General features: G+C 71.3%; 18 protein-coding genes. 9 read left to right on the top strand and 9 right to left on the bottom strand.

What is annotated here, in order from left to right; all coding sequences use genetic code 11:
- Positions 1 to 84 precede the first annotated feature (84 nt).
- The 3 genes from pheA to AOK03_RS28770 all read left to right on the top strand — a co-directional run bounded on the left by pheA (position 85) and on the right by AOK03_RS28770 (position 3,723).
- Complete coding sequence (gene pheA / locus AOK03_RS28780; RefSeq protein WP_055568284.1) at positions 85 to 1,020, top strand: prephenate dehydratase; 936 nt, start codon at positions 85 to 87, stop codon at positions 1,018 to 1,020.
- 604 nt (positions 1,021 to 1,624) lie between these two features.
- Positions 1,625 to 2,902 carry a serine--tRNA ligase gene (gene serS / locus AOK03_RS28775; protein WP_055568283.1) on the top strand — a complete coding sequence of 426 codons (1,278 nt, stop codon included), beginning with the start codon at positions 1,625 to 1,627 and terminating at the stop codon, positions 2,900 to 2,902.
- Positions 2,899 to 3,723: an HAD family hydrolase gene (locus AOK03_RS28770; protein WP_055568282.1), complete on the top strand. Its 825-nt coding sequence runs from the start codon at positions 2,899 to 2,901 to the stop codon at positions 3,721 to 3,723. The genes serS and AOK03_RS28770 overlap by 4 nt, the downstream gene beginning before the upstream one ends.
- A gap of 350 nt (positions 3,724 to 4,073) precedes the next feature.
- On the opposite strand, the gene AOK03_RS28765 is transcribed toward AOK03_RS28770, so the two are convergent.
- From AOK03_RS28765 to AOK03_RS28745, 5 genes are all read right to left on the bottom strand, one after another.
- Entirely contained in the window at positions 4,074 to 4,283 is a 210-nt protein-coding gene (locus AOK03_RS28765) for an SGM_3592 family protein (RefSeq protein WP_055568281.1), read from the bottom strand.
- Positions 4,284 to 4,379: 96 nt separating this feature from the next.
- Positions 4,380 to 5,099, bottom strand: a complete 720-nt coding sequence (locus tag AOK03_RS28760; RefSeq protein ID WP_055568280.1) for an ABC transporter permease — start codon at positions 5,097 to 5,099, stop codon at positions 4,380 to 4,382.
- Between the two features lie 11 nt (positions 5,100 to 5,110).
- Positions 5,111 to 6,022: an ABC transporter ATP-binding protein gene (locus AOK03_RS28755; protein ID WP_055568279.1), complete on the bottom strand. Its 912-nt coding sequence runs from the start codon at positions 6,020 to 6,022 to the stop codon at positions 5,111 to 5,113.
- Entirely contained in the window at positions 6,019 to 6,900 is an 882-nt protein-coding gene (locus AOK03_RS28750) for an ABC transporter permease (protein WP_055568278.1), read from the bottom strand. The genes AOK03_RS28755 and AOK03_RS28750 overlap by 4 nt, the downstream gene beginning before the upstream one ends.
- The gene (locus tag AOK03_RS28745) at positions 6,897 to 7,892 is read right to left on the bottom strand and encodes an ABC transporter ATP-binding protein (RefSeq protein WP_055568277.1); all 996 of its coding nucleotides are present in this window, start codon (positions 7,890 to 7,892) and stop codon (positions 6,897 to 6,899) included. The genes AOK03_RS28750 and AOK03_RS28745 overlap by 4 nt, the downstream gene beginning before the upstream one ends.
- Positions 7,893 to 8,152: 260 nt before the next feature.
- Between AOK03_RS28745 and AOK03_RS28740 the strand changes: the two genes are divergently transcribed.
- From AOK03_RS28740 to AOK03_RS28720, 5 genes are all read left to right on the top strand, one after another.
- The gene (locus AOK03_RS28740) at positions 8,153 to 9,004 is read left to right on the top strand and encodes a M24 family metallopeptidase (protein ID WP_055568276.1); all 852 of its coding nucleotides are present in this window, start codon (positions 8,153 to 8,155) and stop codon (positions 9,002 to 9,004) included.
- Positions 9,001 to 10,803 (top strand): SDR family oxidoreductase, encoded by a 1,803-nt coding sequence (locus AOK03_RS28735; RefSeq protein WP_055568275.1) that lies wholly within the window; start codon positions 9,001 to 9,003, stop codon positions 10,801 to 10,803. The genes AOK03_RS28740 and AOK03_RS28735 overlap by 4 nt, the downstream gene beginning before the upstream one ends.
- Entirely contained in the window at positions 10,800 to 11,732 is a 933-nt protein-coding gene (locus AOK03_RS28730) for a metal-dependent hydrolase (protein WP_055568274.1), read from the top strand. The genes AOK03_RS28735 and AOK03_RS28730 overlap by 4 nt, the downstream gene beginning before the upstream one ends.
- A gap of 68 nt (positions 11,733 to 11,800) precedes the next feature.
- Positions 11,801 to 12,733 carry a MerR family transcriptional regulator gene (locus tag AOK03_RS28725; RefSeq protein WP_055568273.1) on the top strand — a complete coding sequence of 311 codons (933 nt, stop codon included), beginning with the start codon at positions 11,801 to 11,803 and terminating at the stop codon, positions 12,731 to 12,733.
- Between the two features lie 141 nt (positions 12,734 to 12,874).
- Positions 12,875 to 13,444: an RNA 2'-phosphotransferase gene (locus tag AOK03_RS28720; RefSeq protein ID WP_208609617.1), complete on the top strand. Its 570-nt coding sequence runs from the start codon at positions 12,875 to 12,877 to the stop codon at positions 13,442 to 13,444.
- Positions 13,445 to 13,510: 66 nt separating this feature from the next.
- Here AOK03_RS28720 and AOK03_RS28715 read toward each other — a convergent pair whose 3' ends face one another.
- Positions 13,511 to 14,422, bottom strand: a complete 912-nt coding sequence (locus tag AOK03_RS28715) for an LLM class flavin-dependent oxidoreductase (RefSeq protein WP_055568271.1) — start codon at positions 14,420 to 14,422, stop codon at positions 13,511 to 13,513.
- A gap of 114 nt (positions 14,423 to 14,536) precedes the next feature.
- Here AOK03_RS28715 and AOK03_RS28710 point away from each other — a divergent pair, with 114 nt between their 5' ends.
- Positions 14,537 to 15,439: an HAD hydrolase family protein gene (locus tag AOK03_RS28710; protein ID WP_055568270.1), complete on the top strand. Its 903-nt coding sequence runs from the start codon at positions 14,537 to 14,539 to the stop codon at positions 15,437 to 15,439.
- 107 nt (positions 15,440 to 15,546) lie between these two features.
- On the opposite strand, the gene AOK03_RS28705 is transcribed toward AOK03_RS28710, so the two are convergent.
- The 3 genes from AOK03_RS28705 to cydC form a co-directional block, all read right to left on the bottom strand.
- Complete coding sequence (locus AOK03_RS28705) at positions 15,547 to 16,587, bottom strand: M23 family metallopeptidase (RefSeq protein ID WP_055568269.1); 1,041 nt, start codon at positions 16,585 to 16,587, stop codon at positions 15,547 to 15,549.
- A 166-nt stretch (positions 16,588 to 16,753) separates the two neighbouring features.
- Positions 16,754 to 18,490 carry a sensor histidine kinase gene (locus AOK03_RS28700; protein ID WP_055568268.1) on the bottom strand — a complete coding sequence of 579 codons (1,737 nt, stop codon included), beginning with the start codon at positions 18,488 to 18,490 and terminating at the stop codon, positions 16,754 to 16,756.
- A gap of 120 nt (positions 18,491 to 18,610) precedes the next feature.
- Positions 18,611 to 21,927: thiol reductant ABC exporter subunit CydC (gene cydC, locus AOK03_RS28695; RefSeq protein WP_055568267.1), on the bottom strand; the 3,317-nt coding region annotated here is incomplete at its 5' end.

The following is a 21,927-nucleotide window of genomic DNA, read 5'->3' as shown; positions in this document are numbered from 1 at the left end:
CGCCCCGCGGTGGGGCCCTTCGGGGCGGGCGCCGCTCTGTGAGACGCGTGAGCCGCGCCACGTCGGGCCCATTAGGGTGACGGTATGTCGGCGACGCGCTATACGTACCTGGGCCCCGAGGGCACTTTCACCGAGGCGGCGCTCCGTACGCTGCCCGAGGCGGCGGCCCGGGAGCTCGTCCCGATGGTTTCCGTACCGGCCACGCTGGACGCGGTCCGCAGCGGCGAGGCGGCGGCCGCGCTGGTGCCGATCGAGAACTCGGTCGAGGGCGGCGTCACCACCACCGTCGACGAGCTCGCCAAGGGCGACCCTTTGATGATCTACCGCGAGGTCGTCCTGCCGATCGCCTTCGCGCTCCTCGTGCGGCCCGGCACGAAGCTCACGGAGATCAGGACGGTGACGGGCCACCCCGTGGCCCAGCCGCAGGTCCGCAACTGGCTGGCCGCCCACCTCCCCGACGCCGTGTGGGAGTCGGCCGCCTCGAACGCGGACGGCGCCCGGCTGGTCCAGGAGGGCCGCTTCGACGCGGCCTTCGCAGGCGAGTTCGCGGCGGCCACGTACGGCCTGGAAGCCCTGGTCAGCGAGATCCACGACGCGGCGAACGCCGAGACCCGGTTCGTCCTGGTCGGCCGCCCGGCCCGCCCCGCCGCGCCGACGGGCGCCGACAAGACCTCCGTCGTCATCTGGCTGGGCGACGACCACCCCGGCGCCCTGCTCGAACTGCTCCAGGAATTCGCCGTGCGCGGCGTCAACCTCATGCGGATCGAATCGCGGCCCACGGGCAAGGGCATCGGCAACTACTGCTTCTCGGTGGATGCCGAGGGGCACATCACGGACCGCCGCGTCGGTGAGGCCCTGATGGGGCTCAAGCGGATCTGCCCGCAGGTGCGGTTCCTCGGTTCGTATCCCCGGGCGGGGGTGGCGACGGAGGACGTCCGGCCGCCGCGGCCCGGCACGACGGACAACGAGTTCATGGCGGCGTCGGACTGGCTGACGCGCTGCCAGGACGGCCGTTTCTAGCCAGCCCCTGCGGTCCTACCTGCAGATTTACGTTATCCACAGAAGTTATCCACAGGCGTGCGTCTCGACCTGGGGACAAGTCGACAACGAAGCGTGACATGGTCGACAAATCGGCCCCCAGCACCTAAGTCCGTCCACAGCTCCGCACGTCACCCCTCGTCCACTCTTTTCCATTGATCAACTCTTTGGGGCGAGGCATTTCCACTCGAAAGTGGGTGTGCGAGTGGTTTGGGAAGGGAATCCCTGGGCGCATGAACGGCTATCGGAATGGGATGTTCCGGCATCCACAGATCTTTCGCACACCCTGTGGATAACCGTCCGGAGCCCCTGGTTCCTGTGGACAACCACGGTGGACAAGTGCCCCAAGTCCCGCTCCGCACAAGGGGTTCCGGTCAAGGGCGCGGGTGCGCTCTGCCCCGTTTCGGGGAATGGCGCCCTTTTTATTGACCGACGGCCGAGACGTGCGCGGCAAGGCTTTTCCGGCCGTATCGATCTTGATTCGGAGTACTCGACTCCGGAAATTCACATCCCGGCAAAACGGGCATATGGCGCACAATGGAATATCGAGTCGTGGGCCGGAACCGCGCACCGGTAGCCTTGAGGGGTGATTGACCTTCGCCTGCTCCGTGAGGACCCCGACCGTGTTCGCGCCTCCCAGCGCGCCCGTGGAGAGGACGTCGCGCTCGTCGACGCCCTGCTCTCCGCCGACGAGCGGCGCAGGTCGTCCGGGATCCGCTTCGACGAGCTCCGCTCCGAGCAGAAGGCGCTCGGCAAGCTGATCCCCAAGGCCGCGCCCGAGGAGAAGCAGGAGCTCCTGAAGAAGGCGGGCGAGCTCTCCGCCGCCGTCAAGGCCGCGGACACCGCCCAGGACGAGGCCGACGACGAGACCAAGCGCCTCCTGCAGCAGCTCGGCAACCTCGTCCACCCGGACGTCCCGGTCGGCGGCGAGGAGGACTTCGTCGTCCTCGACACCATCGGCACCCCGCGCGACTTCGCCGCCGAGGGCTTCGAGCCCAAGGACCACCTGGAGCTCGGCGAGTCGCTCGGCGCCATCGACGTCGAGCGCGGCGCGAAGGTCTCCGGCTCGCGGTTCTACTACCTGACGGGTGTCGGCGCCCTGCTGGAGCTGGCCCTGGTCAACGCGGCGATCGCGCAGGCCACGGAGGCCGGTTTCATCCCGATGCTGACGCCGTCGCTGGTCCGCCCCCGCGCCATGGAGGGCACGGGCTTCCTTGGCCAGGCCGCGGAGAACGTGTACCACCTGGAGAAGGACGACTACTACCTGGTCGGCACCTCCGAGGTCGCGCTCGCGGCGTACCACATGGACGAGATCATCGAGGCCGACAAGCTCCCCCTGCGGTACGCGGGCTTCTCGCCCTGCTACCGCCGCGAGGCGGGCACGTACGGCAAGGACACCCGCGGCATCTTCCGCGTGCACCAGTTCGACAAGGTCGAGATGTTCTCGTACGTCGACCCGGCGGACGCGGAGAACGAGCACAAGCGTCTCCTGGAGTGGGAGAAGCAGTGGCTGACCGGCCTCGGCCTGCCCTTCCAGGTGATCGACGTGGCGACGGGCGACCTCGGTGCCTCGGCCTCCCGCAAGTTCGACTGCGAGGCGTGGATCCCCACCCAGGGCAAGTACCGCGAGCTGACCTCGGCCTCGAACTGCGACGGCTTCCAGGCCCGCCGCCTCTCGGTGCGCATGCGCGACGGCAAGAAGGTCCAGCCGCTCGCGACGCTGAACGGCACGCTGTGCGCCGTCCCGCGCACCATCGTGGCCATCCTGGAGAATCACCAGCAGGCCGACGGCTCCGTGGTGGTGCCCGAGGTGCTGCGTCCGTACCTCGGGGGACGAGAGATTTTGGAGCCCATCGCCAAGTGAGCCACCCAGCTCCGGTCACGCCCTCGTTCCCGTACAAGCTGGTCGCGACCGACCTCGACGGGACGCTGCTGCGCCCCGACGACACGGTGTCGGAACGGACGCGCCACGCGCTCACCGCGGCCACCGCGGCGGGCGCGGCGCACATCGTCGTCACCGGCCGTGCGGTGCCCTGGACCCGCCACATCCTCGACGACCTCGGCTACGAGGGCATAGCGGTGTGCGGCCAGGGCGCGCAGGTGTACCACGCGGGGGAGCACCGCCTGCTCACCTCGGTGACGCTCGACCGCCAGCTGGCCGGTCTGGCGCTCGCCAAGATCGAGGCGGAGATCGGCCCGCTGGCGCTCGCGGCGAGCCGCGACGGCATCGACGGCGAGGTTCTGGTCGGCCCGGGGTACGCGGTCCAGGACGGCCCGCTCCCCGCGACCCCCTTCACGGACATCGCCGACCTGTGGGCGGCGCCGCTGAACAAGCTGTACATCCAGCACCCCGGCCTGGGCGACGACGCGCTGACGGACGTGGCGCGCCGGGTCGCGGGCGATCTGGTCGGCGTGACCATGGCGGGCGAGGGCATAGTCGAACTCCTGCCGCTCGGCCTCTCCAAGGCCACGGGCCTCTCGCTCGCGGCGCGCCGGCTGGGCGCGAAGGCCGTGGACACGATCGCCTTCGGCGACATGCCGAACGACATCCCGATGTTCGCCTGGGCGGCTCACGGCGTGGCCATGGCCAACGCCCATGAGGAGCTCAAGGCGGTCGCGGACGAGGTGACGACGTCGAACGAGGCGGACGGCATCGCGGTGGTGCTGGAGCGGTTGCTGGGCTGAGGCCCGGCGAAGGTCCCCTCTGGGGGGGGCGGCCCGCGCAGGGATGCGGATTCTGCGCGCTCGAAGCGGCCGCCCCGGGCAGCTCCCCCGTGTGCGGGACTCGACGGAGCGAGTAACTGCTCCGGAGCCTGCCGCCGGCTGCCCTGATGGGAACTCGACCGACCCGTACTGACGGTCGTGCCGGTTCCTCTCCCAGAAGGTGAGCGCCAGATGTTCCTGGCGCGGTGACACCAACTACTGTGCCCGGGGCGCGACTTCACCGCCACCGAATAAAGACCGGGGGCCTGCGGCACGCAGTCCGGGGGCTGTCGCACACGGGCCGGGGGCCTACCGCATGCAGGCCGGGAGGCCTACCGCCTGCGCCGCTTCCGCCGCCGCGCCCTGCTGAAGAACCACCCCGCGGGCGGCTCGTCGGACCGCCACGGCTGCGGCTCGGGCGCCCCGCTCCGCCGCCACCGCGCGCTCAGCATGCGCGCTCGCGCGGACGGCTCCTCCGTCTGGGCGGACCTCACGAAGTTCTCGTCCAGGACGGCGTCGTCCCAGTCCTCCACCGATGCCATACCGGCACCTCCTCGAACCAGTGCGCCCGGTGACAACAGCGCACCCTCCCACCAGTGTGCTGATGGGAGGGTGAAGACGCGGTCAAGACGGGTCGGTCACTCCTCGCCCGCGAGGGTCAGCGAGCGGAGCTTCTGGCCCGCGTACCACGTGGCTGCCGCCGTGACCGCGACCAGGAGGACCGTCGCGACCGGCAGGCCGACGTCCGAGGTGATCAGGTCGCCCTCGCCGACCTTCTGGGCCACGGCGAGGGACCACTGCTGCACGCTGAGCGTGCGCGCTCCGGAGACCAGCGATCCGAAGAGGGCCTCCCACACCAGGGCGTAGACGAGCCCGAAGACCACGGCGTGCCGGGTGATCGTGCCGAGGAGCAGGAAGATCGCGGCGTACGTGATGGAGGCGACCAGCGCCGCGATGGTGTAGGCGATGGCGATCTGCTGGCCGTTGCCGTTGAGGATCATTCCCGCGATGAACGTGGGGATCGCGGAGAAGGCCATGGTCACGGCGATGGCGACGATGAGCTTGGTGAAGATGATCGTGGGGCGCTTCACCGGCTTGGACAGCAGATAGACGACCGAGCCGTCGTCGATCTCCGGGCCGATGGCGCCCGTGCCCGCGATGACGCCGATGATCGGCACCATCGTGGCGAGCGCGAAGCCGCCGAGGACGTCGACGGCCACTTGGTCGTCGGCGCCGCTGAAGCCGCGTACCGCCGCGGAGATGGCGATCAGCAGGACGGGCAGGGCGAAGAGGATGAGTGCCCGGCGACGGCCGAGCAGGGCCCGGTAGGTGAGCCGGGCGACAGTGGGGTTGTACACGATGGCTCCCTTCAGGCCGCGACGAGGTAGGAGAAGACCGACTCAAGGGACTCGTCGGAGGGCGAGACCGTCAGGAGCCGGATGCCGTGGTCCCGGGCGACCCGGGGCAGCAGTGTCGTGAACCGCGCGAAGTCGACCGCCTGGACGCGCAACGCGCCCTCCTCCACGTCCACTTCGATGCCGGCCGTCGAGGGGTCGGCGATCAGCGCGGCGGCCAGGGCGCGGTCGTCGCTGGAGCGGATCAGATAGCGGTGGGGCCGGTCGGTCATCAGCCGGCGGATCCTGCGGAAGTCACCGCTCGCCGCGTGCCGCCCGGCGACGATCACCTCGATGTGCGAGGCCAGCTGCTCGACCTCTTCGAGGATGTGCGAGGAGAAGAGGACCGTGCGGCCCTGGTCCCCCATGGTCCGCAGGAGCTCCATCAGCTGCATGCGCTGGCGCGGGTCCATGCCGTTGAAGGGCTCGTCGAGGAGCAGCACGGCCGGGTCGTGGACCAGGGCTGAGGCCATCTTCACGCGCTGGCGCATGCCCTTGGAGTACGTGGAGATCTTCCGGTCCTGCGCGTACTCCATCTCGACCGTGGCCAGCGCCTTCTTGGCGGCCCGCTCGTCGAGCCCGTGCAACTCCGCGTTGGCCACGACGAATTCGCGGCCCGTGAGGAAGTCGTACATGGCCTCGCGCTCGGGGACGATGCCGATCTTCTTGTAGATCCGTTCGTTCCGCCAGATCGGCTCGTCGTCGAGGGTGACGCTGCCCGTGGAGGGGGCGAGGAAGCCGCCCATCATGTTGATGAGGGTCGACTTGCCGGCGCCGTTCGGACCGAGGAGGCCCGTGACGCCCGGGCCGATGTTCATGGTGATGTCGTTGACCGCCACCACGTTCCCGAACCAGCGGGAGGTGTGGTCGATGTTGATCGTGCTCACAGCCCGACCTTTCGGTAGCGGCGCATCAGCGCGCCGTAGCAGCCCGCGATGAGTCCGAGGACGACGAGTACGTACACGACACCCACGCCGGACGTGGGGCCTTCCCCTCCGGGGAAGGCGGAGGTCGCGCCGAGGAAGGCGGTCTGCACGCCGTCGATGAGCGTGATCGGCGAGAAGAGTCCGAGCCAGGTGATGGCGTCGGTGCTGCCCTGGTCGTACGCGATGGCCTGGACCGTGGACACCGCTCCGTAGGTGATGGTCAGGACGGCGATGACGGCTGCGATGCCAAATCCGCGGCGGGGTGTGATCGCCGAGATGACGAGGGCGATGCCGGAGAAGAGCAGGGAGAGCAGCGCCACGGAGACGAGTCCCTGGGCGAATCCCGCGCTCTGGTCGGCGAAGTCGAGCTTGGCGAGCAGTGCCCCCACATAGAGCACGAGGAGCGGGGCGGCCGTCAGGACGAAGAGCGCCGAGGTCATCGCGGCGAACTTCGCCAGGACGTAGTCACCGCGCTCGATGGGCCGGGAGAAGTAGAGCGGGACGGTCTTGAAGCGCAGGTCGCGGGAGACGGTCTGCGGGGCCTGGGCGGCCAGGAAGAGGCTGATGACGGCCTGCAGCACGATGGCGTAGCGCGTGTAGTCGAGGGGGAGGTCGTCGGCCTTCGTCGTCACGGCGACCGCCACCATGATCGCCGCGGGCACGCACATCACCGCGAAGAGGATCATCGGCAGGACCTTGGACTTGGCGGAGCGCCCGAGGCCGTACGCGCCGCGCAGGCTCTGTGAGAAGAGGGAACGGCGGGCATAGGCGCGGCCGAGGCGCGGGCCGTCGTAGTTCCGGTAGCCGATGTTGTGGATCTGGGTGGACTCGGTACTCATCGTGCCCCTCCCTCCTTCTGCTGTGCGGCGGCGACAGTCTGGCGCTCCGTCACGGGCTCCTGGTGCGGCTCGTCCTTGAAGACCTCCGCGATGTGGTGCCTGCGCTGTTCCATCCGGACCAGGCCGAGGCCGAGGTCGGCGACGAGGTCGCGCACCAGGTCGTACGTCTCCTCCCCCTCGGCGGTGAGCAGGATCGTGTGGCCCGCGCCGGGCAGTTCGCCGCCGGTATCGGTGCCGATGCCGCGCTCCTTGAGCGCGTCGCGCACGGCCCGGGTGCCGTCGGGGTGGGCGTCGCTGTCGGTGACCTCGACGGCGAGCGTCGTCGTGGTCTGCGTGAAGTCCGAGGTGGAGCTGGAGCGCAGGAGCTTGCCGCCGTCGATGACGACGACGTGGTCGCAGGTGCGCTCGAGCTCGCCGAGGAGGTGTGAGGTGACCAGGACGGAGATGCCGAAGTCGGTGTGGACGCGGCGGATCAGGCCGAGCATCTCGTCGCGTCCGACCGGGTCGAGGCCGTTCGTCGGCTCGTCCAGGAAGACCAGCTGGGGGTCGTGGACGAGGGCCTGGGCGAGCTTCACGCGCTGCTTCATGCCGGTCGAATAGCCGCCCATGGGGCGGTACCGCTCTTCGTAGAGCCCGACGTGGCGCAGGGTGTCCGCGGTGCGCTCGCGGGCCGCGGTGGGCGGGAGTCCCGACATGCGCGCCATGTGGACGACGAACTCGGTGGCCGAGACGTCGGGAGGCAGGCAGTCGTGCTCCGGCATGTACCCCACGCGCTCGCGGATCTCGCCGCCGCGGGTGGCGACGTCGAGTCCGAGCACGGCGGCTCGGCCCTCCGTGGCGGGGGACAGACCCAGCAGGATCTTGATCAGTGTGGACTTGCCGGCTCCATTGGCTCCGACGAGTCCGGTCACACCGGGCCCGATATCCATGGAGAGCCGGTCAAGCGCGGTCACCCTCGGGAACCGCTTGCTCAGGCTTTCGGTCGCGATCACAGTCACGGTTCGACCGTAGTGGCGCACACCACACCGGGGCGTCAGACCAGGGGCTTGCCCTGCCCTCACTCTGGAGTATTACGGGCCCGTAGGGGTCGTCCGGAAGTCGACCCCTGGGGGTTCTTCCGGACCTTGCCCGCAGGGTTGGGCAGAACTATTGACGTAGCCGCCGGGCATTGTCACATTCATCAGTGTCAAGTTACGACCGCGTACGGCGATGGACCGGACACGGGAAGACCGGACTCGGGACGGACGGTGGCATGACCTCAGCAGTGGCAGGCGAACTCTCCGCGGACCTGCGGGGGTTCAGAGAGGTACAGACCCTTGCGTACGCATGCGCGGAGGCGGTGGCGGCCCAGCTCAAGCCGGGTGTGACGGAGCGCGAGGCCGCACGGATGCAGCGCGAGTGGCTGCGCGAGCGGGGCGTGCGGGACTGGTTCCACCTGCCCTTCGCCTGGTTCGGGGACCGCACGGCGTTCGTGAACTTCCGGATACCGCTGCAGTTCTTCCCGACCAACCGCAGGCTGGAGCCGGGGATGCCGTTCATCCTCGACATGGCCCCGGTCTACAAGGGGTTCACAGCCGACATCGGCTATTCCGGCTGTCTCGGGCTCAACCCCGTGCACGACAAGCTCCTCGCCGACCTGGAGGCGCACCGCGAGCTGATCCTGCGCGAGGTCCGCGAGCGCCGCCCGCTCCGCGAGATCTATGAGGACGTGGACCGCCTCATGGTCCGCCAAGGCTATGCCAACCGTCATCGGGCGTATCCGTTCGGCGTCATCGCGCACAAGGTCGACCGGGTCAAGGAGCGCAGGCTGACCCCGCACCTCTTCGGGTTCGGCACGCAGTCGCTGAAGGGCCTGGCGAGCGACGCCCTGCACGGCCACCGGGACGGCTGGTCGCCGCTGTGGTCCCCGTACAAATTCTCCGACCACCCGCCCCGCAAGGGGCTCTGGGCGGTCGAACCGCACCTCGGATTCAGGGGTACGGGCGCGAAGTTCGAGGAGATCCTGGTCGTCACCGACTCCAAGGATCCCGAACAGAGCGCGTTCTGGCTGGACGACGATCTGCCGCACGTGCGGCGCTGGGCTGAGGAGAGGGCCGCCGCATGACGACCGGAAACGCCAAGGACACCGCCAAGGGCACCGGCAAGGGCCTGCGGGACGCGCGGGAGCGCTGGGTGCGGACGGGCGGGGTGGAGCTGTGCGTCGCCGAGCTCGGCGACCCGGACCGGCCCACGGTCCTGCTGGTGCACGGCTACCCGGACTCCAAGGAGGTGTGGTCCGAGGTCGCCGAGCGCCTCGCCGACCACTTCCACGTCGTGCTGTACGACGTCCGTGGACACGGCAGGTCCACCGCCCCGCAGCCGCTGCGCGGCGGCTTCACCCTGGAGAAGCTGACCGACGACTTCGTGGCGGTCATCGACACGGTCAGCCCGGACAGCCCGGTGCACGTGGTCGGGCACGACTGGGGCTCGGTGCAGTCCTGGGAGTTCGTCACGGTCAAGCGCACGGAGGGCCGCATCGCGTCCTTCACCTCGATGTCGGGGCCCTCGCTCGACCACTTCGGTCACTGGATCAAGCAGCGCATGTCCCGGCCGACCCCCCGCAAGGTCGGCCAGCTCCTCGGCCAGGGCGCCAAGTCCTGGTACGTGTACATGCTGCACACCCCGGTCCTCCCCGAGCTCGCCTGGCGCGGGCCGCTCGGCAAGCAGTGGCCGAAGATCCTGCAGCGCGTGGAGAAGGTCCCCGCGGGCGACTATCCGACGGCGTCGCTGCCCCAGGACGCCGCACACGGCGCCTGGCTCTACCGGGACAACGTCCGCGCGAGGCTGCGCAAACCGCGCCCCGATGCGTATGCCCACGCGCCCGTGCAGCTCATCACGCCCTCCGGGGACGTCTTCCTGTCCGAGCGGCTCTACGACGAGCTGGAGCTGTGGGCCCCGCAGCTGGTCCGCCGCACCCTGCCGGCCAAGCACTGGGTGCCGCGCACCAGGCCCGACCAACTGGCGGCGTGGATCGGTGAGTTCATCACGGCGAACGAGGACGGTCTGCCCACCAAGGACAGCGCCGCCACCGGCAAGCACGCCGACCGGTTCGGCGGCCAGCTCGTCCTGGTCACCGGGGCGGGCAGCGGCATCGGGCGGGCCACCGCCTTCGCGTTCGCCGAGGCGGGCGCGCGCGTGGTGGCCGTCGACCGGGACGCGGAGAGCGCGGCCCGCACGGCGGAGATGTCCCGCCTGATAGGCGCCCCGGACGCCTGGGGCGAGGCGGTCGACGTCTCCGACGAACAGGCCATGGAGAAGCTCGCCGCCCGCGTCGCCGCGGAGTACGGCGTGGTGGACGTCCTGGTGAACAACGCGGGCATCGGCCTCGCCGGCTCCTTCCTCGACACCACCGGCGAGGACTGGAAGAAGGTCCTGGACGTCAATCTGTGGGGCGTGATCCACGGCTGCCGGCTCTTCGGCAGGCAGATGGCCGAGCGCGGTCAGGGCGGCCACATCGTGAACACCGCGTCGGCGGCGGCGTACCAGCCTTCGAAGACCCTCCCGGCCTACAGCACCTCGAAGGCCGCGGTCCTGATGCTCAGCGAGTGCCTGCGCGCGGAGCTCGCGGACCAGGGCATCGGCGTCTCCGCGATCTGCCCGGGCTTCGTGAACACGAACATCACGACGACGTCCCGGTTCGTCGGCGTCGGGGCGGACGAGGAGAAGCGCCGCCAGAAGAAGTCCGCCCGGCTGTACGGCCTGCGGAACTACCCGCCGGAGAAGGTCGCCGACGCGATCCTGCACGCCGTCGTCAAGAACCAGGCGGTGGTCCCGGTCACCCCCGAGGCCCGCGGTGCCCGCTTCATGTCGCGCTTCAGCCCCAAGGCCCTGCGTGCCATAGCCCGATTGGAGCCGCCGTTGTGAGCAAGGAGAAGGATCCCGACACACGCACCGAGGAGCACTACACGATCGTTCCGCGCCGGGTCTCGTTCGACTGGGACGGGACACCACTGCACTGGATACCGGACGAGCCGACCGCCACCCATGTCATCAACGTCCTGCATCTGCTTCTCCCGGCGGGGGAGCGGTGGTTCGTGAAGGTCTTCAAGGAAGGCCTGCCGCTGATCACCGACCCGGTGCTGCGGGGGGACGTCAAGGGGTTCATGGGCCAGGAGGCCACGCACAGCGTGCAGCACGCGCACGTGCTGGACCACCTGGCCGCCCAGCACCTCGACACCGCCGCCTTCACGCGGTACGTCGACTTCCTCTTCGAGCGGCTCCTCGGCGAGAAGCCGCCGCTGGGAGCGCCGGTGCCGACGCAGGAGTGGCTGCGCTTCCGGCTGTCGGTCATCGCCGCCATCGAGCAGTTCACGGCGGTCCTCGGCAACTGGGTCCTGCACGCCGAGGGCCTGGACCGCGCGGGGTCCGACGAGGTGATGCTCGACCTGCTGCGCTGGCACGGCGCGGAGGAGGTCGAGCACCGAGCGGTCGCGTTCGACATGTTCCAGCACTGCGGAGGCCGGGGCCTGCCCCGGTACGCCCGCCGTATCGCGGGCATGACGGTCACGGCGCCGGTGATGCTGTACCTGTGGATGTGGGGCACCGCCTATCTGATCCGCAACGACCCCCAACTGGCGGGCCGCTTGCGGTACTCACTGGGTGAGCACAACAGAGCGGTCGCGAAGGGCCTGCTGCCCACCTGGCGCGAGCTCGGCACGGCGATACCCCGCTACCTGCGACGGTCGTACCATCCCTCGCAGGAAGGCTCGTTGCGCAAGGCCGTCGAGTATCTGGCGCAGTCGCCCGCGGCGCGGGTGGCGGCGGGCGCGATCGGCCGGGCGGCCACCGGCTAGAGCCCCAGGGGCCCGGAGCCGGTTCGCGGCGCGGGCTTCGGCACGAGTCATCACGGAGGACGGGCAGCGTGGAGTACCGCATCGAGGACCTGGCACACCACAGCGGTGCGACGGTCCGCACGATCCGTGCCTATCAGGACCGCGGGCTGCTGCCCCGCCCGGAGCGGCGCGGCCGGGCCAATGTGTACGGGGACGCGCACCTGGCGCGGCTGCGGCAGATCGCCGACCTGCTCGACCGTGGCTACACATTGGCCTCCATCAAGGAGCTCCTGGAGGCCTGGGACGCCGGGCGCGGGCTGGGCGGGGTGCTCGGTCTGGCCGCCGAGGTCGACGGTCCGTGGACGGACGAGAAGGCGGACCGGATCACCCGCGCGGAGCTCGACGCGGCGTTCGGCGGCACTCCGGACGAGGCGGCGGTGGCCGACGCGGTCTCTCTCGGTGTGCTCGAACCGGTGCCGGGGCGCCCGGACGAATTCCTGGTGCCGAGCCCTCAAGAGTTGTCGGTGGCGGTGGAGTTGTACGCGGCGGGGGTTCCGCTGTCCGCGATTTCGGGTCATTTGCGGGAGTTGAGGGGTCAGGTCGAGCACATAGCCTCTCGTTTCCTGGAGTTCACGACCGAGCACGTCTTCGCGCGATATCTCGGCCATCACCCGCCGACGGAGGCAGACGCGGCCGAGGCGGCGTCCCTCGTACGCAAACTGCGACCGCTCGCCCAGCAGTCGGTGGACGCGGAACTGGCCCGCGCCATGCGGCTGTTCGCCACCCGGCACCTCCGTCAGCACCTGGAGACGGGAGGGTCCGCCCCGGTCGCGGAAGGCCCGCAGAACGTGGCCCTGCCCGCCTCCACAATGCAGGCCGTGCAGGCCCTGGTTGGCGACGCGAACGCGGCGGCGTTCATCGCGGCGGCTGCCGAACGGGAAGTACAGGCAAGGACATTGGACGCACTAGTGGCAATTCCCAATACAGATGGTCAAATTGCCCAAATGCCGCCTACCGCCTGAGAGTTGTCCACAGAATCGCCAACTAGCCTGTGGATAACTTGACTTGGCTGTGGATCAAACCTTTGAGCTGCTATTTCTCGATGAAATGCCGGTGGACGAAAATCAAGTGCGCGGAGAACGGATGACCGAGACGCTGAAGGCATGAAAGAAGGACCCGCGACAGCGGATGAACGACGCACCGTGAAGGTGTCCAAATACCTGTCGAGGCACCTGCGCCACAGCCCGGACCGGATCGGACTCACCCTCGACGCGCACGGCTGGGTGGAGATCGACGCGCTCCTCGCCGCTGCCGCCGCCCACCGCTTCCCCATCACACGGGCCGAGCTCGACCACGTGGTGGCCGCCAACGACAAGCAGCGCTTCGCCGTCGAGGACGGCCGGATCCGCGCCAGCCAGGGCCACTCCGTGGACGTCGACCTCGATCTGCCCCCGGCGGCCCCGCCCGCGTACCTCTACCACGGCACCGTCGCCGCCCGGCTGGCCGCGATCCGCGCCGAAGGCCTGCGCCCCATGAACCGGCACGCGGTGCATCTCTCGCCCGACCGCGAGACCGCGACGCGCGTCGGCGCCCGCCGGGGACGGCCCGTCGTCCTGTCCGTCGACGCGGGCGCGATGCACCGCGAAGGACACGTCTTCCAGGTCAGCGCCAACGGCGTCTGGCTCACGGCCGCCGTACCGCCCGGATTCCTGCGGTTTCCCGGCTCACACTGATCCCGGGTTCGCGCCGAGCCCGGGCCGCACTGATCCAGGGCCCTCGCCGGTTCTTGTCCGGTGCCGTCAGCCGAGCTGGGCCGCGGCCTCCGTGGCGATCCTCTCGAACACCGCCTGGTCCGCGGCGAAGTCGGAGCCGGGGATCGGCCAGTGGACGGCGAGCTCGGTGAAGCCGAGCTCCTGGTGGCGCCCGGCGAAGTCCACGAAGGCGTCCAGCGACTCCAGCGGACGGTTGCGGTCCGGGGTGAACCCGGTCAGGAGCACCTTGTCCAGTTCGGCCACGTCACGGCCGGCCTCCGCGCACGCCTTGCCGAGCTTGTCGATCTGCCCCCGGATCGCCTCGCGGGACTGCTCGGGCGTGCCCGACTCGAAGAGCTTCGGGTCCCCCGTGGTCACCCACGCCTGCCCGTGCCGGGCCGCGAGCCGCATACCGCGCGGGCCGGTGGCCGCGACGGCGAAGGGCAGCCTCGGCCGCTGCGCGCAGCCCGGGATGTTGCGCGCCTCGCGCGCCGAGTAGAAGGTCCCCTCGTACGTCACCGCGTCCTCGGTCAGGAGCCGGTCGAGCAGCGGCACGAACTCCCCGAACCGGTCGGCGCGCTCGCGCGGGGTCCACGGCTCCTCGTCGCCCTTCAGCAGCGTCGTGGCGTCGAAGCCGTTGCCGCCCGCACCGATGCCGAGCGTGATCCGGCCGCCGGAGATGTCGTCCAGCGAGATGAGCTCCTTGGCGAGCGTCACCGGGTGCCGGAAGTTGGGCGAGGTGACGAGCGTTCCCAGCCGCAGCCGCTCGGTGGCCGTCGCGGCGGCCGTCAGCGTGGGCACCGCACCGAACCACGGGCCGTCACGGAACGTGCGCCAGGCCAGGTGGTCGTACGTGTACGCGGTGTGGAAGCCGAGCTCCTCGGCCCGCAGCCACTGATCGCGGCCACCCTCGTTCCAGCGGCGCACGGGAAGAATCACGGTGCTCAGGCGCAGACTCATGTCTCAGAGCTTACGGCGGCCGCCGCGACACGCAGGGGCCGGGAGATGCGCCCGCCCACTCAAATGTGCGCCCCAGCGCACGGTCGTGCAGGCATGTGCGGGACAATCGATGGCGTGACCTCAGCTACCCCAGGGCCCCGGACCCCGGCCTCCACCGCCCCCGCAGCCAGCAGCCCGGCCGCACCACGGCCGCGGCCCCGGCTGATCGCGACGGACCTGGACGGCACGTTGCTGCGCGACGACAAGTCGGTCTCGGACCGCACGGTCGCCGCCCTCGCGGCCGCCGAGGCAGCGGGGATCGAGGTCTTCTTCGTGACCGGCCGCCCGGCCCGCTGGATGGACGTCGTCAGCGCCCACGTGCACGGTCACGGCCTGGCCATCTGCGGCAACGGCGCCGCGGTCGTCGACCTGCACGGCGGCCCCGGCACCCACAGCTTCGTCAAGATCCGCGAGCTGGCGCGGGAGCGCGCGCTCGACGTCGTCCGCAGGCTGCGCGCCGCCGCGCCGGGCACGTCCTTCGCGATCGAGCGGACCGGGGGACTGCACCACGAGGAGACGTATCCGCCGCTCCACATGGAGCCGGGCGAGAGCGTCGCGCCCGCCGAGAAGCTCCTCGCCGAGGCCCTCGCGGACTCCACGGGCGCCGAGCAGCCCGTCCTGAAGGTGCTCGCCTTCCACCCCGGTCTCGCGCCGGACGAATTCCTGGTGCTCGCCCGCGCGGCCATCGGCGACCGCGCCACGGTCACCCGGTCGAGCCCCAGCGCCCTCCTGGAGATCAGCGGACCCGGCGTCTCCAAGGCGAGCACCCTGGAGCTGTGCTGCGCCGAGCGCGGCATCACCCCGGCGGAAGTCGTCGCCTTCGGGGACATGCCGAACGACATCGAGATGCTCGCCTGGGCGGGTACGTCGTACGCGATGGGCAACGCCCACCCGGACGTCATCGCCGCGGCCTCCGGACGCACGGTCGCCAACAACGACGACGGCGTCGCGGTCGTGATCGAGCAGATCCTGAGCTAGAACACACGCTCAGACCCGGGACCGGGACCGGGACCTGGCCTTGGACCTGGCCCCGGATCTGCACCTGGCCTTGGCCTTGGCCCTGGCCCTGGCCCTGAACACCCGCCTCACAAGGTGACGCCCCGCTCCGCCAGCCACTTCCGCGGGTCGACCCCGGACCCCAGGTACGGCGTGAGCCGTGTCTCGAAGTGCAGGTGCGGGCCGGTCGAGTTGCCGGTCGTACCGGCCTGCCCGACCCACTGCCCCGTCCGCACCCGGTCCCCCTGGTCGACAGTGACGGCCGCGAGGTGCGCGTACTGCGTGAAGTACCCGCCCGCGTGCCGCACCACGACCTCGATGCCGAAGCCCCCGCCGCACGACACGCTCTCCACCCGTCCGGCACCGACCGACCGCACGGGCGCCCCGATGCCGACCGCGAAGTCCTGCCCGGTGTGCCGGTGGGACCAGCGCTCACCCGCGCTGTCGAAGCCCGCCGAGAGCTCGTACGACTCCACGGGCGTCACCCACGCGCGCGTGGCGGGCGTGCGCTGCTGGTTCAGCCGCACGGCACCGCGGCACTGCCCCGCGGCGACCGACCGGTCGGCCTCGCCCTGCAGGGTCCACCGCGCCGTCTCCAGCTTCCGCTCGATGCCGCGCTTGAGCTCCCCCAGGCGTGCGTTGTGCCGGTCCAGGGAGCGTTTGGCGCGGTCCGCCCTGCGCTTGGCGACGGCCAGGCCCGCCGCCGCCCGCCGGGTCTTGGTGACGGCGCTGTTGACGGCCAGGTCCGCCTGCAGCATGACCTGCTTGCCGCGCATCAGGGCGTCCGGGCTGTCGGCCAGGAGCAGTTGCGCGGTGTAGGGCAGGCCGCCGCCGGTGCGGTACTGGTCGCGGGCCAGCCTGCCCAGACCGCCGTGCAGCACCGCCATATGGTGCCGCTCCTTCTTGAGAAGTCGGTCCAGTTTCCGGATCTTCGCCTTCTGGACGCGGGCCGCCTGTCGCCCCTCTACGTAGCGTGCGGTCGCGGCGGAGGCCTCTTCGTAGAGCCGTGCCACGTCGGCGCTCGCACTCGGCCCCTCGGAGGACGCGGCGGGATGCGCGGGCCAGAGCAGCGCGCACAGCAGCACCGGCACACAGACGAACGGGTGCGGACGACGGCGGCGCAGAGACATGACACGGATCGTTGCCCGCCGCGGCGGCGCGGGTCCCGTCGGACTCGTGCACTCGGGGGGCGCGGTGCCCCGTACGGCCCAGACGCGTACCGCCGAACAGGGCCTCTCCCCCCACGCGCGCCACACGCTCAGTCGCGCGGCACAGGCTCACTCGCGCGCCACACGCTCAGTACGGCGCCTCCCACACCACCGTCGTACCGCCGCCGTCCTCACCGATGCCCGGTCCGTACCAGCTGTCGCCCCCCAGCGACTCGGCGCGCCGCTTGAGGTTCTTCAGGCCGCTGCGCCGGCCGCCCTCCGCGATGCCCACGCCGTCGTCGGCGACGGTCAGACGCACGCCGTGCTGCCCGTCGGGGAGGACCACGGTCGAGTCGACCACGACGTCGATGCGGGCGGCCTGCGCATGCCGGAACGCGTTGGACAGCGCCTCGCGCAGCGCCGCGATGAGGTTCTTGCCCGTCAGTTCGCCGACCACCGCGTCGACGGGGCCCACGAAGTGGTGCGAGGGCTTGAAGCCCAGCGGGACGGCGGCCATGTTGATCTCGCGCAGGACGCGGGTGCGCAGCCCCGACGGCGCCTCGGCGGGCCCCTGTTGCAGCGCGAAGATCGCCGTGCGGATCTCCTGGATCGTCACGTCCAGCTCGTCGACGGCCCTGCCCACGCCGACCTGCACCTCCGGCACGACCGACCTGCGCTGCGCGCTCTCCAGCATCATCCCGGTCGCGAACAGCCGCTGGATGACGAGATCGTGCAGGTCCCTGGCGATCCGGTCGCGGTCCTCGTACACCGCGAGCCGTTCCCGGTCCCGCTGCGCCTCGGCCATCATCAGCGCGAGTGCGGCCTGCGAGGCGAACTGGGTGGCGAGGGTCCGCTCGGCCTCGCTGAACGGACGCGCCCCACGCGCGCGGGGCGTCACGAGGGTGCCGAGGACCCGGCCGTCACTCTGCAGCGGCAGCATCATGACGGGGCCGTAGGCACGGGCGATCTCGGTCATGATGCGAGGGTCGGACGCGGCGTCGTCGATGAAGACCGCCTCTCCTTCGAGGAGGTCGGCGACGATGCGGCTCTCCGGAGGGACGATCACGCCCAGCGCCCCGTTGGGCTCGTCCGAGGAGACCGCGACGATCTCCATGCCGCCCTCGTCGTCGGGCAGCAGCACGATGCCCGCGGCGGAGTCCGAGAGGTGCCTGGCCTGCTCGGCGACGACCGAGAGCGCCTCCTCGGCGTCGCTGCCCGACAGCAGCGCGGTGGTGACCGCCACGGAGCCGTCGATCCAGCGCTCGCGCTGCTTGGCGGCCTCGTACAGGCGTGCGTTCCCGATGGCGATGCCCGCCTCCGTGGCGAGCACCCGCACCATGTGCACGTCGTAGTCGTTGAACTCCGCCCCGTCGCGTTTCTCGGTCAGATAGAGGTTTCCGAAGATCTCGCCCTGCACCCGGATGGGGACACCCAGGAACGACCGCATCGGCGGGTGGTGGGCCGGGAAACCGCAGGAGCGGGGGTCTGCGGAGAGGTCCGCGAGGCGCAGCGTCCTCGGCTGGTGGATGAGGGCGCCGAGCAGGCCCCGGTGGCCGTCCGGCAGGCGCCCGATGCGTTCCGCGGTCTCTTCGTCGATGCCGTGGTAGACGAAGTCGGAGAGGCCCTCGCCGTCCTCGGAGACGACGCCGATCGCCGCGTAGTGGGCGTCCGCGAGCTCGGCGGCGGTCTCGCAGATGCGGTCCAGGGTGATGTGCAGTTCGAGCCCGGTGCCGACCGACCGCATGGCTTCGAGCAGTTGCGGCACCCGCGACGTCAGCTCGGGGGACAGCCCTTGGAGGCTGCGGGTCGCCCGCGCCGCCGCCTCCACCGTGTCCGGTGAGCCGTCGGGGAGCGGGGAATCGGCGGAGGCCGAGGGTGCTGGCATGCCTTTGAGCCTAGTAAGTCCTATTTACCGGGGAAAGTCGAAACCGCACACACCTGACCACCACCGCCACCCGGTCACCTCCGAACGGCCCTGTCACCCGGCCACCTCCGAACCGCCCCGTCACCCGGCCACCAACAGATCCGCCGCCCTCTCCACGTCCAGCATCCGCCGCAGCGGCCCCTCCTCCGCCGCCAGCTCCGCATACGTGCCGCGCTGCACCACCCGGCCCGCGTCCAGGACGAGCACCTCGTCCACGGCGTCGAGTCCGGCGAGCCGGTGCGTGATGAGCAGCGTCGTGCGCCCCTCGGTCGCGGCCAGCAGATCGGCCGTCAGGGCATCGGCGGTCGGCAGGTCGAGGTGTTCGGCGGGCTCGTCCAGTACGAGGACGGGGAAGTCGGCGAGCAGCGCGCGGGCCAGCGCGAGCCGCTGCCGCTGTCCTCCGGAGAGCCGCGCCCCGTGCTCGCCGACGAGCGTGTCGAGACCGTCGGGCAGCGCGTAGGCCCAGCCGTCGAGCCGCGCCCGCTCCAGAGCGTCGCGCAGCTCCTCGTCCGTCGCGTCCTTCTTGGCGAGCAGCAGGTTCTCGCGCACCGAGCTGTCGAAGATGTGGGCGTCCTGGGCGCACAGCCCGACCATGCCGCGCACGGTGTCGCCGTCCAGCGCGGCCGCGTCGGTGCCACCCAGCGTGTACGTCCCTTCGTGCGCGCCGAGGAACCGCAGCAGCACCTGCGCCAGCGTCGTCTTGCCGGAGCCGGACGGACCGACCACGGCGATCCGCCGCCCCTGTTCCAGCGTGAGGCCGACGCCCGCGAGCGCGTCCCGGTCCTGCCCCTCGTGGCGTGCGTGCAGCCCCTCGACACGCAGCGGGAAGGGCGTCTGCGGCGCCTGGGCGGGCTCGGCGGGCTCGGCGGGCTCGGGGACCGGCGCGGGTGCGTCGAGGACCTCGTAGACGCGCTCAGCGCTCTTCCTGACCCGCTGGCGGTACTGCACGGCGAGCGGCAGCCCCATCACCGCCTCGAAGGCGGCGAGCGGGGTGAGGACGACCGCGGCGAGGGCGACGCCGTCGAGCCGCCCGTCGTGCACCGCCTGCACGCCGACGAACGCGGCCCCGGCCACGGTGAGCCCGGTGACGAGGGCTCCGAGCCCGTCGCCGAGCGCGGTCGCGGTGGCGCCGCGCGAGGCGATGCGGGTCAGCTCGGCATCGGCCTCGCCCGCCTTGGCCGTACGACGCTTCAGCGCGCCGGCGACGGTCAACTCGGCGGTCCCGGTGAGCAGATCGGCCACGCGGGTGGCGAGCGCCCCGCGCGCGGGAGCCAGCTTCCGCTCCGCGCGACGGGCCACGGCACCGCTCACCAGCGGCACGCCGACGCCCGCGGCGAGCAGCCCGGCGGCGAGCACGGCACCCGCCTCGGGCAGCAGCCAGGCGGTGAACCCGACGGCTCCCGCGCCGACGACGGCCGCGGCGGAGGCGGGCAGCAGCCAGCGCAGCCAGTAGTCCTGCAGGGCGTCGACATCGGCGACCAGCCGGGAAAGGAGGTCGCCGCGCCGGGCCCCGCGCAGGCCCGCCGGGGCGAGCCGCTCCAGGCGCCGGTAGACGGCGACCCGGGTGTCGGCGAGCATCCGCAGCACGGCGTCGTGCGAGACGAGGCGCTCGGCGTACCGGAAGACGGCGCGGCCGATGCCGAAGGCACGGGTCGCCGTCACGGCGATCATCAGGTACATCACCGGGGGCTGTTCCGAGGCCCGCGAGATCAGCCACCCCGAGGTGGCCATGAGTCCGACGGCACTCGCGAGCGCGAGGCTGCCCAGCAGCAGCGCGAGCGCCAGCTGACCGCGCCGCGCCTGCGCGGCGTCCCGGACCCGGGCCAGGACCCCGACGCGAGACGGGGAGCCCGCCGGGTCGCTCTCCTGAGCACCCGGTTGAGCACCCGGTGCCACCCGGCCACCGGTCACGTCGTCTCCGCCGCGTGCGGCCGCACCGCTCCCACCACGGACATCCGGGTACGTCCCCGGCTGCCGCTGCCGGGACGTCTCGGCGGCGACGTCCAGCCGTACGACGCGGTCGGCGACGGCCAACAGCGCGGGCCGGTGCACGACCAGCAGCACGGTCCGCCCGACGGCCAGCCGCCGGACCGCCTCGACCACGCCCGCCTCGGTGCCGCCGTCCAGCGCCGCCGTCGGCTCGTCGAGCAGCACCACGGGCCGGTCCGCGAGGAACGCCCGGGCCAGCGCGAGCCGTTGCCGCTGCCCGGCGGACAGCCCGGTGCCGTCCTCCCCGAGGAGGGTCTCCGCCCCGGCGGACAGCGCGTCCACGAACTCCAGGGCGCCCGCGTCCCGAAGGGCGTCCCGCACCTGCGCGTCGTCCGCCTCGGGCCGCGCGAGCCGTACGTTCTCCGCGATGGTCCCGGCGAACAGGTGCGGCCGCTGCGGCACCCACGCGATCCGCTCGCGCCACCGCTCCGGCGAGACCTCCGCCAGATCGACGCCTCCGACGCACACCCGCCCCTCGGCGGGCCGCACGAAGCCGAGCACCACGCTCAGCAGCGTCGACTTCCCCGCCCCGCTGGGCCCGACGAGCGCCACGGTCTCCCCGGGTGCCACCTCGAACGACGCCCCGGAGACGGCGTCGGCCGACCGCCCCGGATACCGGACCGTCACGCCCTCCACGCTCAGGACACCGGAAGGCGCGGCCCCGGTCCCGGCGTCCGGCACCGGGGTCTCCAGGACCTCGAAGATCTCCTCGGCGGCCGAGAGCCCCTCCGCCGCCGCGTGGTACTGCGCACCGACCTGGCGCAGCGGCAGATAGGCCTCAGGGGCGAGGACGAGGACGACGAGGCCGTCGTACAGCTCCATCTCGCCGTGCACGAGCCGCATGCCGATGGTCACCGCGACCAGCGCGACCGAGATCGTCGCGAGCAGTTCCAGGGCGAACGACGACAGGAAGGCGATGCGCAGCGTCCGCATCGTCGCCTGCCGGTACTCGCCGGTGATCTTGCGGATCGACTCGGCCTGCGCCTTGGCGCGGCCGAACACCTTCAGGGTCGGGAGCCCCGCCACCACGTCCAGGAAGTGCCCCGACAGGCGCGAGAGGAGCCGCCATTGGCGGTCCATCCGGTTCTGTGTGGCCCAGCCGATCAGAATCATGAAGACCGGGATGAGCGGCAGCGTCACGACGATGATCGCCGCCGACACCCAGTCCTCGGTGACGATGCGGGCGAGCACCGCCACCGGCACCACCACCGCGAGCCCCAACTGCGGCAGATAGCGCGAGAAGTAGTCGTCGAGCGCGTCCACGCCGCGCGTCGCGAGCGAGACGAGCGAACCGGTCCGCTGACTGGTCAGCCACCCCGGCTCGTGCTCCCCCGCCCGTTCCAGGAGGGAGAGCAGCCCCGGCCCGGCCGCGAGCACGGCGAGCAGCACCAGCGGTGTGCCCAGGTCGC

The organism is Streptomyces atriruber, assembly GCF_001418325.1.
GTDB classification, from domain to species: domain Bacteria; phylum Actinomycetota; class Actinomycetes; order Streptomycetales; family Streptomycetaceae; genus Streptomyces; species Streptomyces atriruber.
Note: the sequence above shows the minus strand (reverse complement) of the source record. Positions and strands in the feature narration are given on the sequence as shown.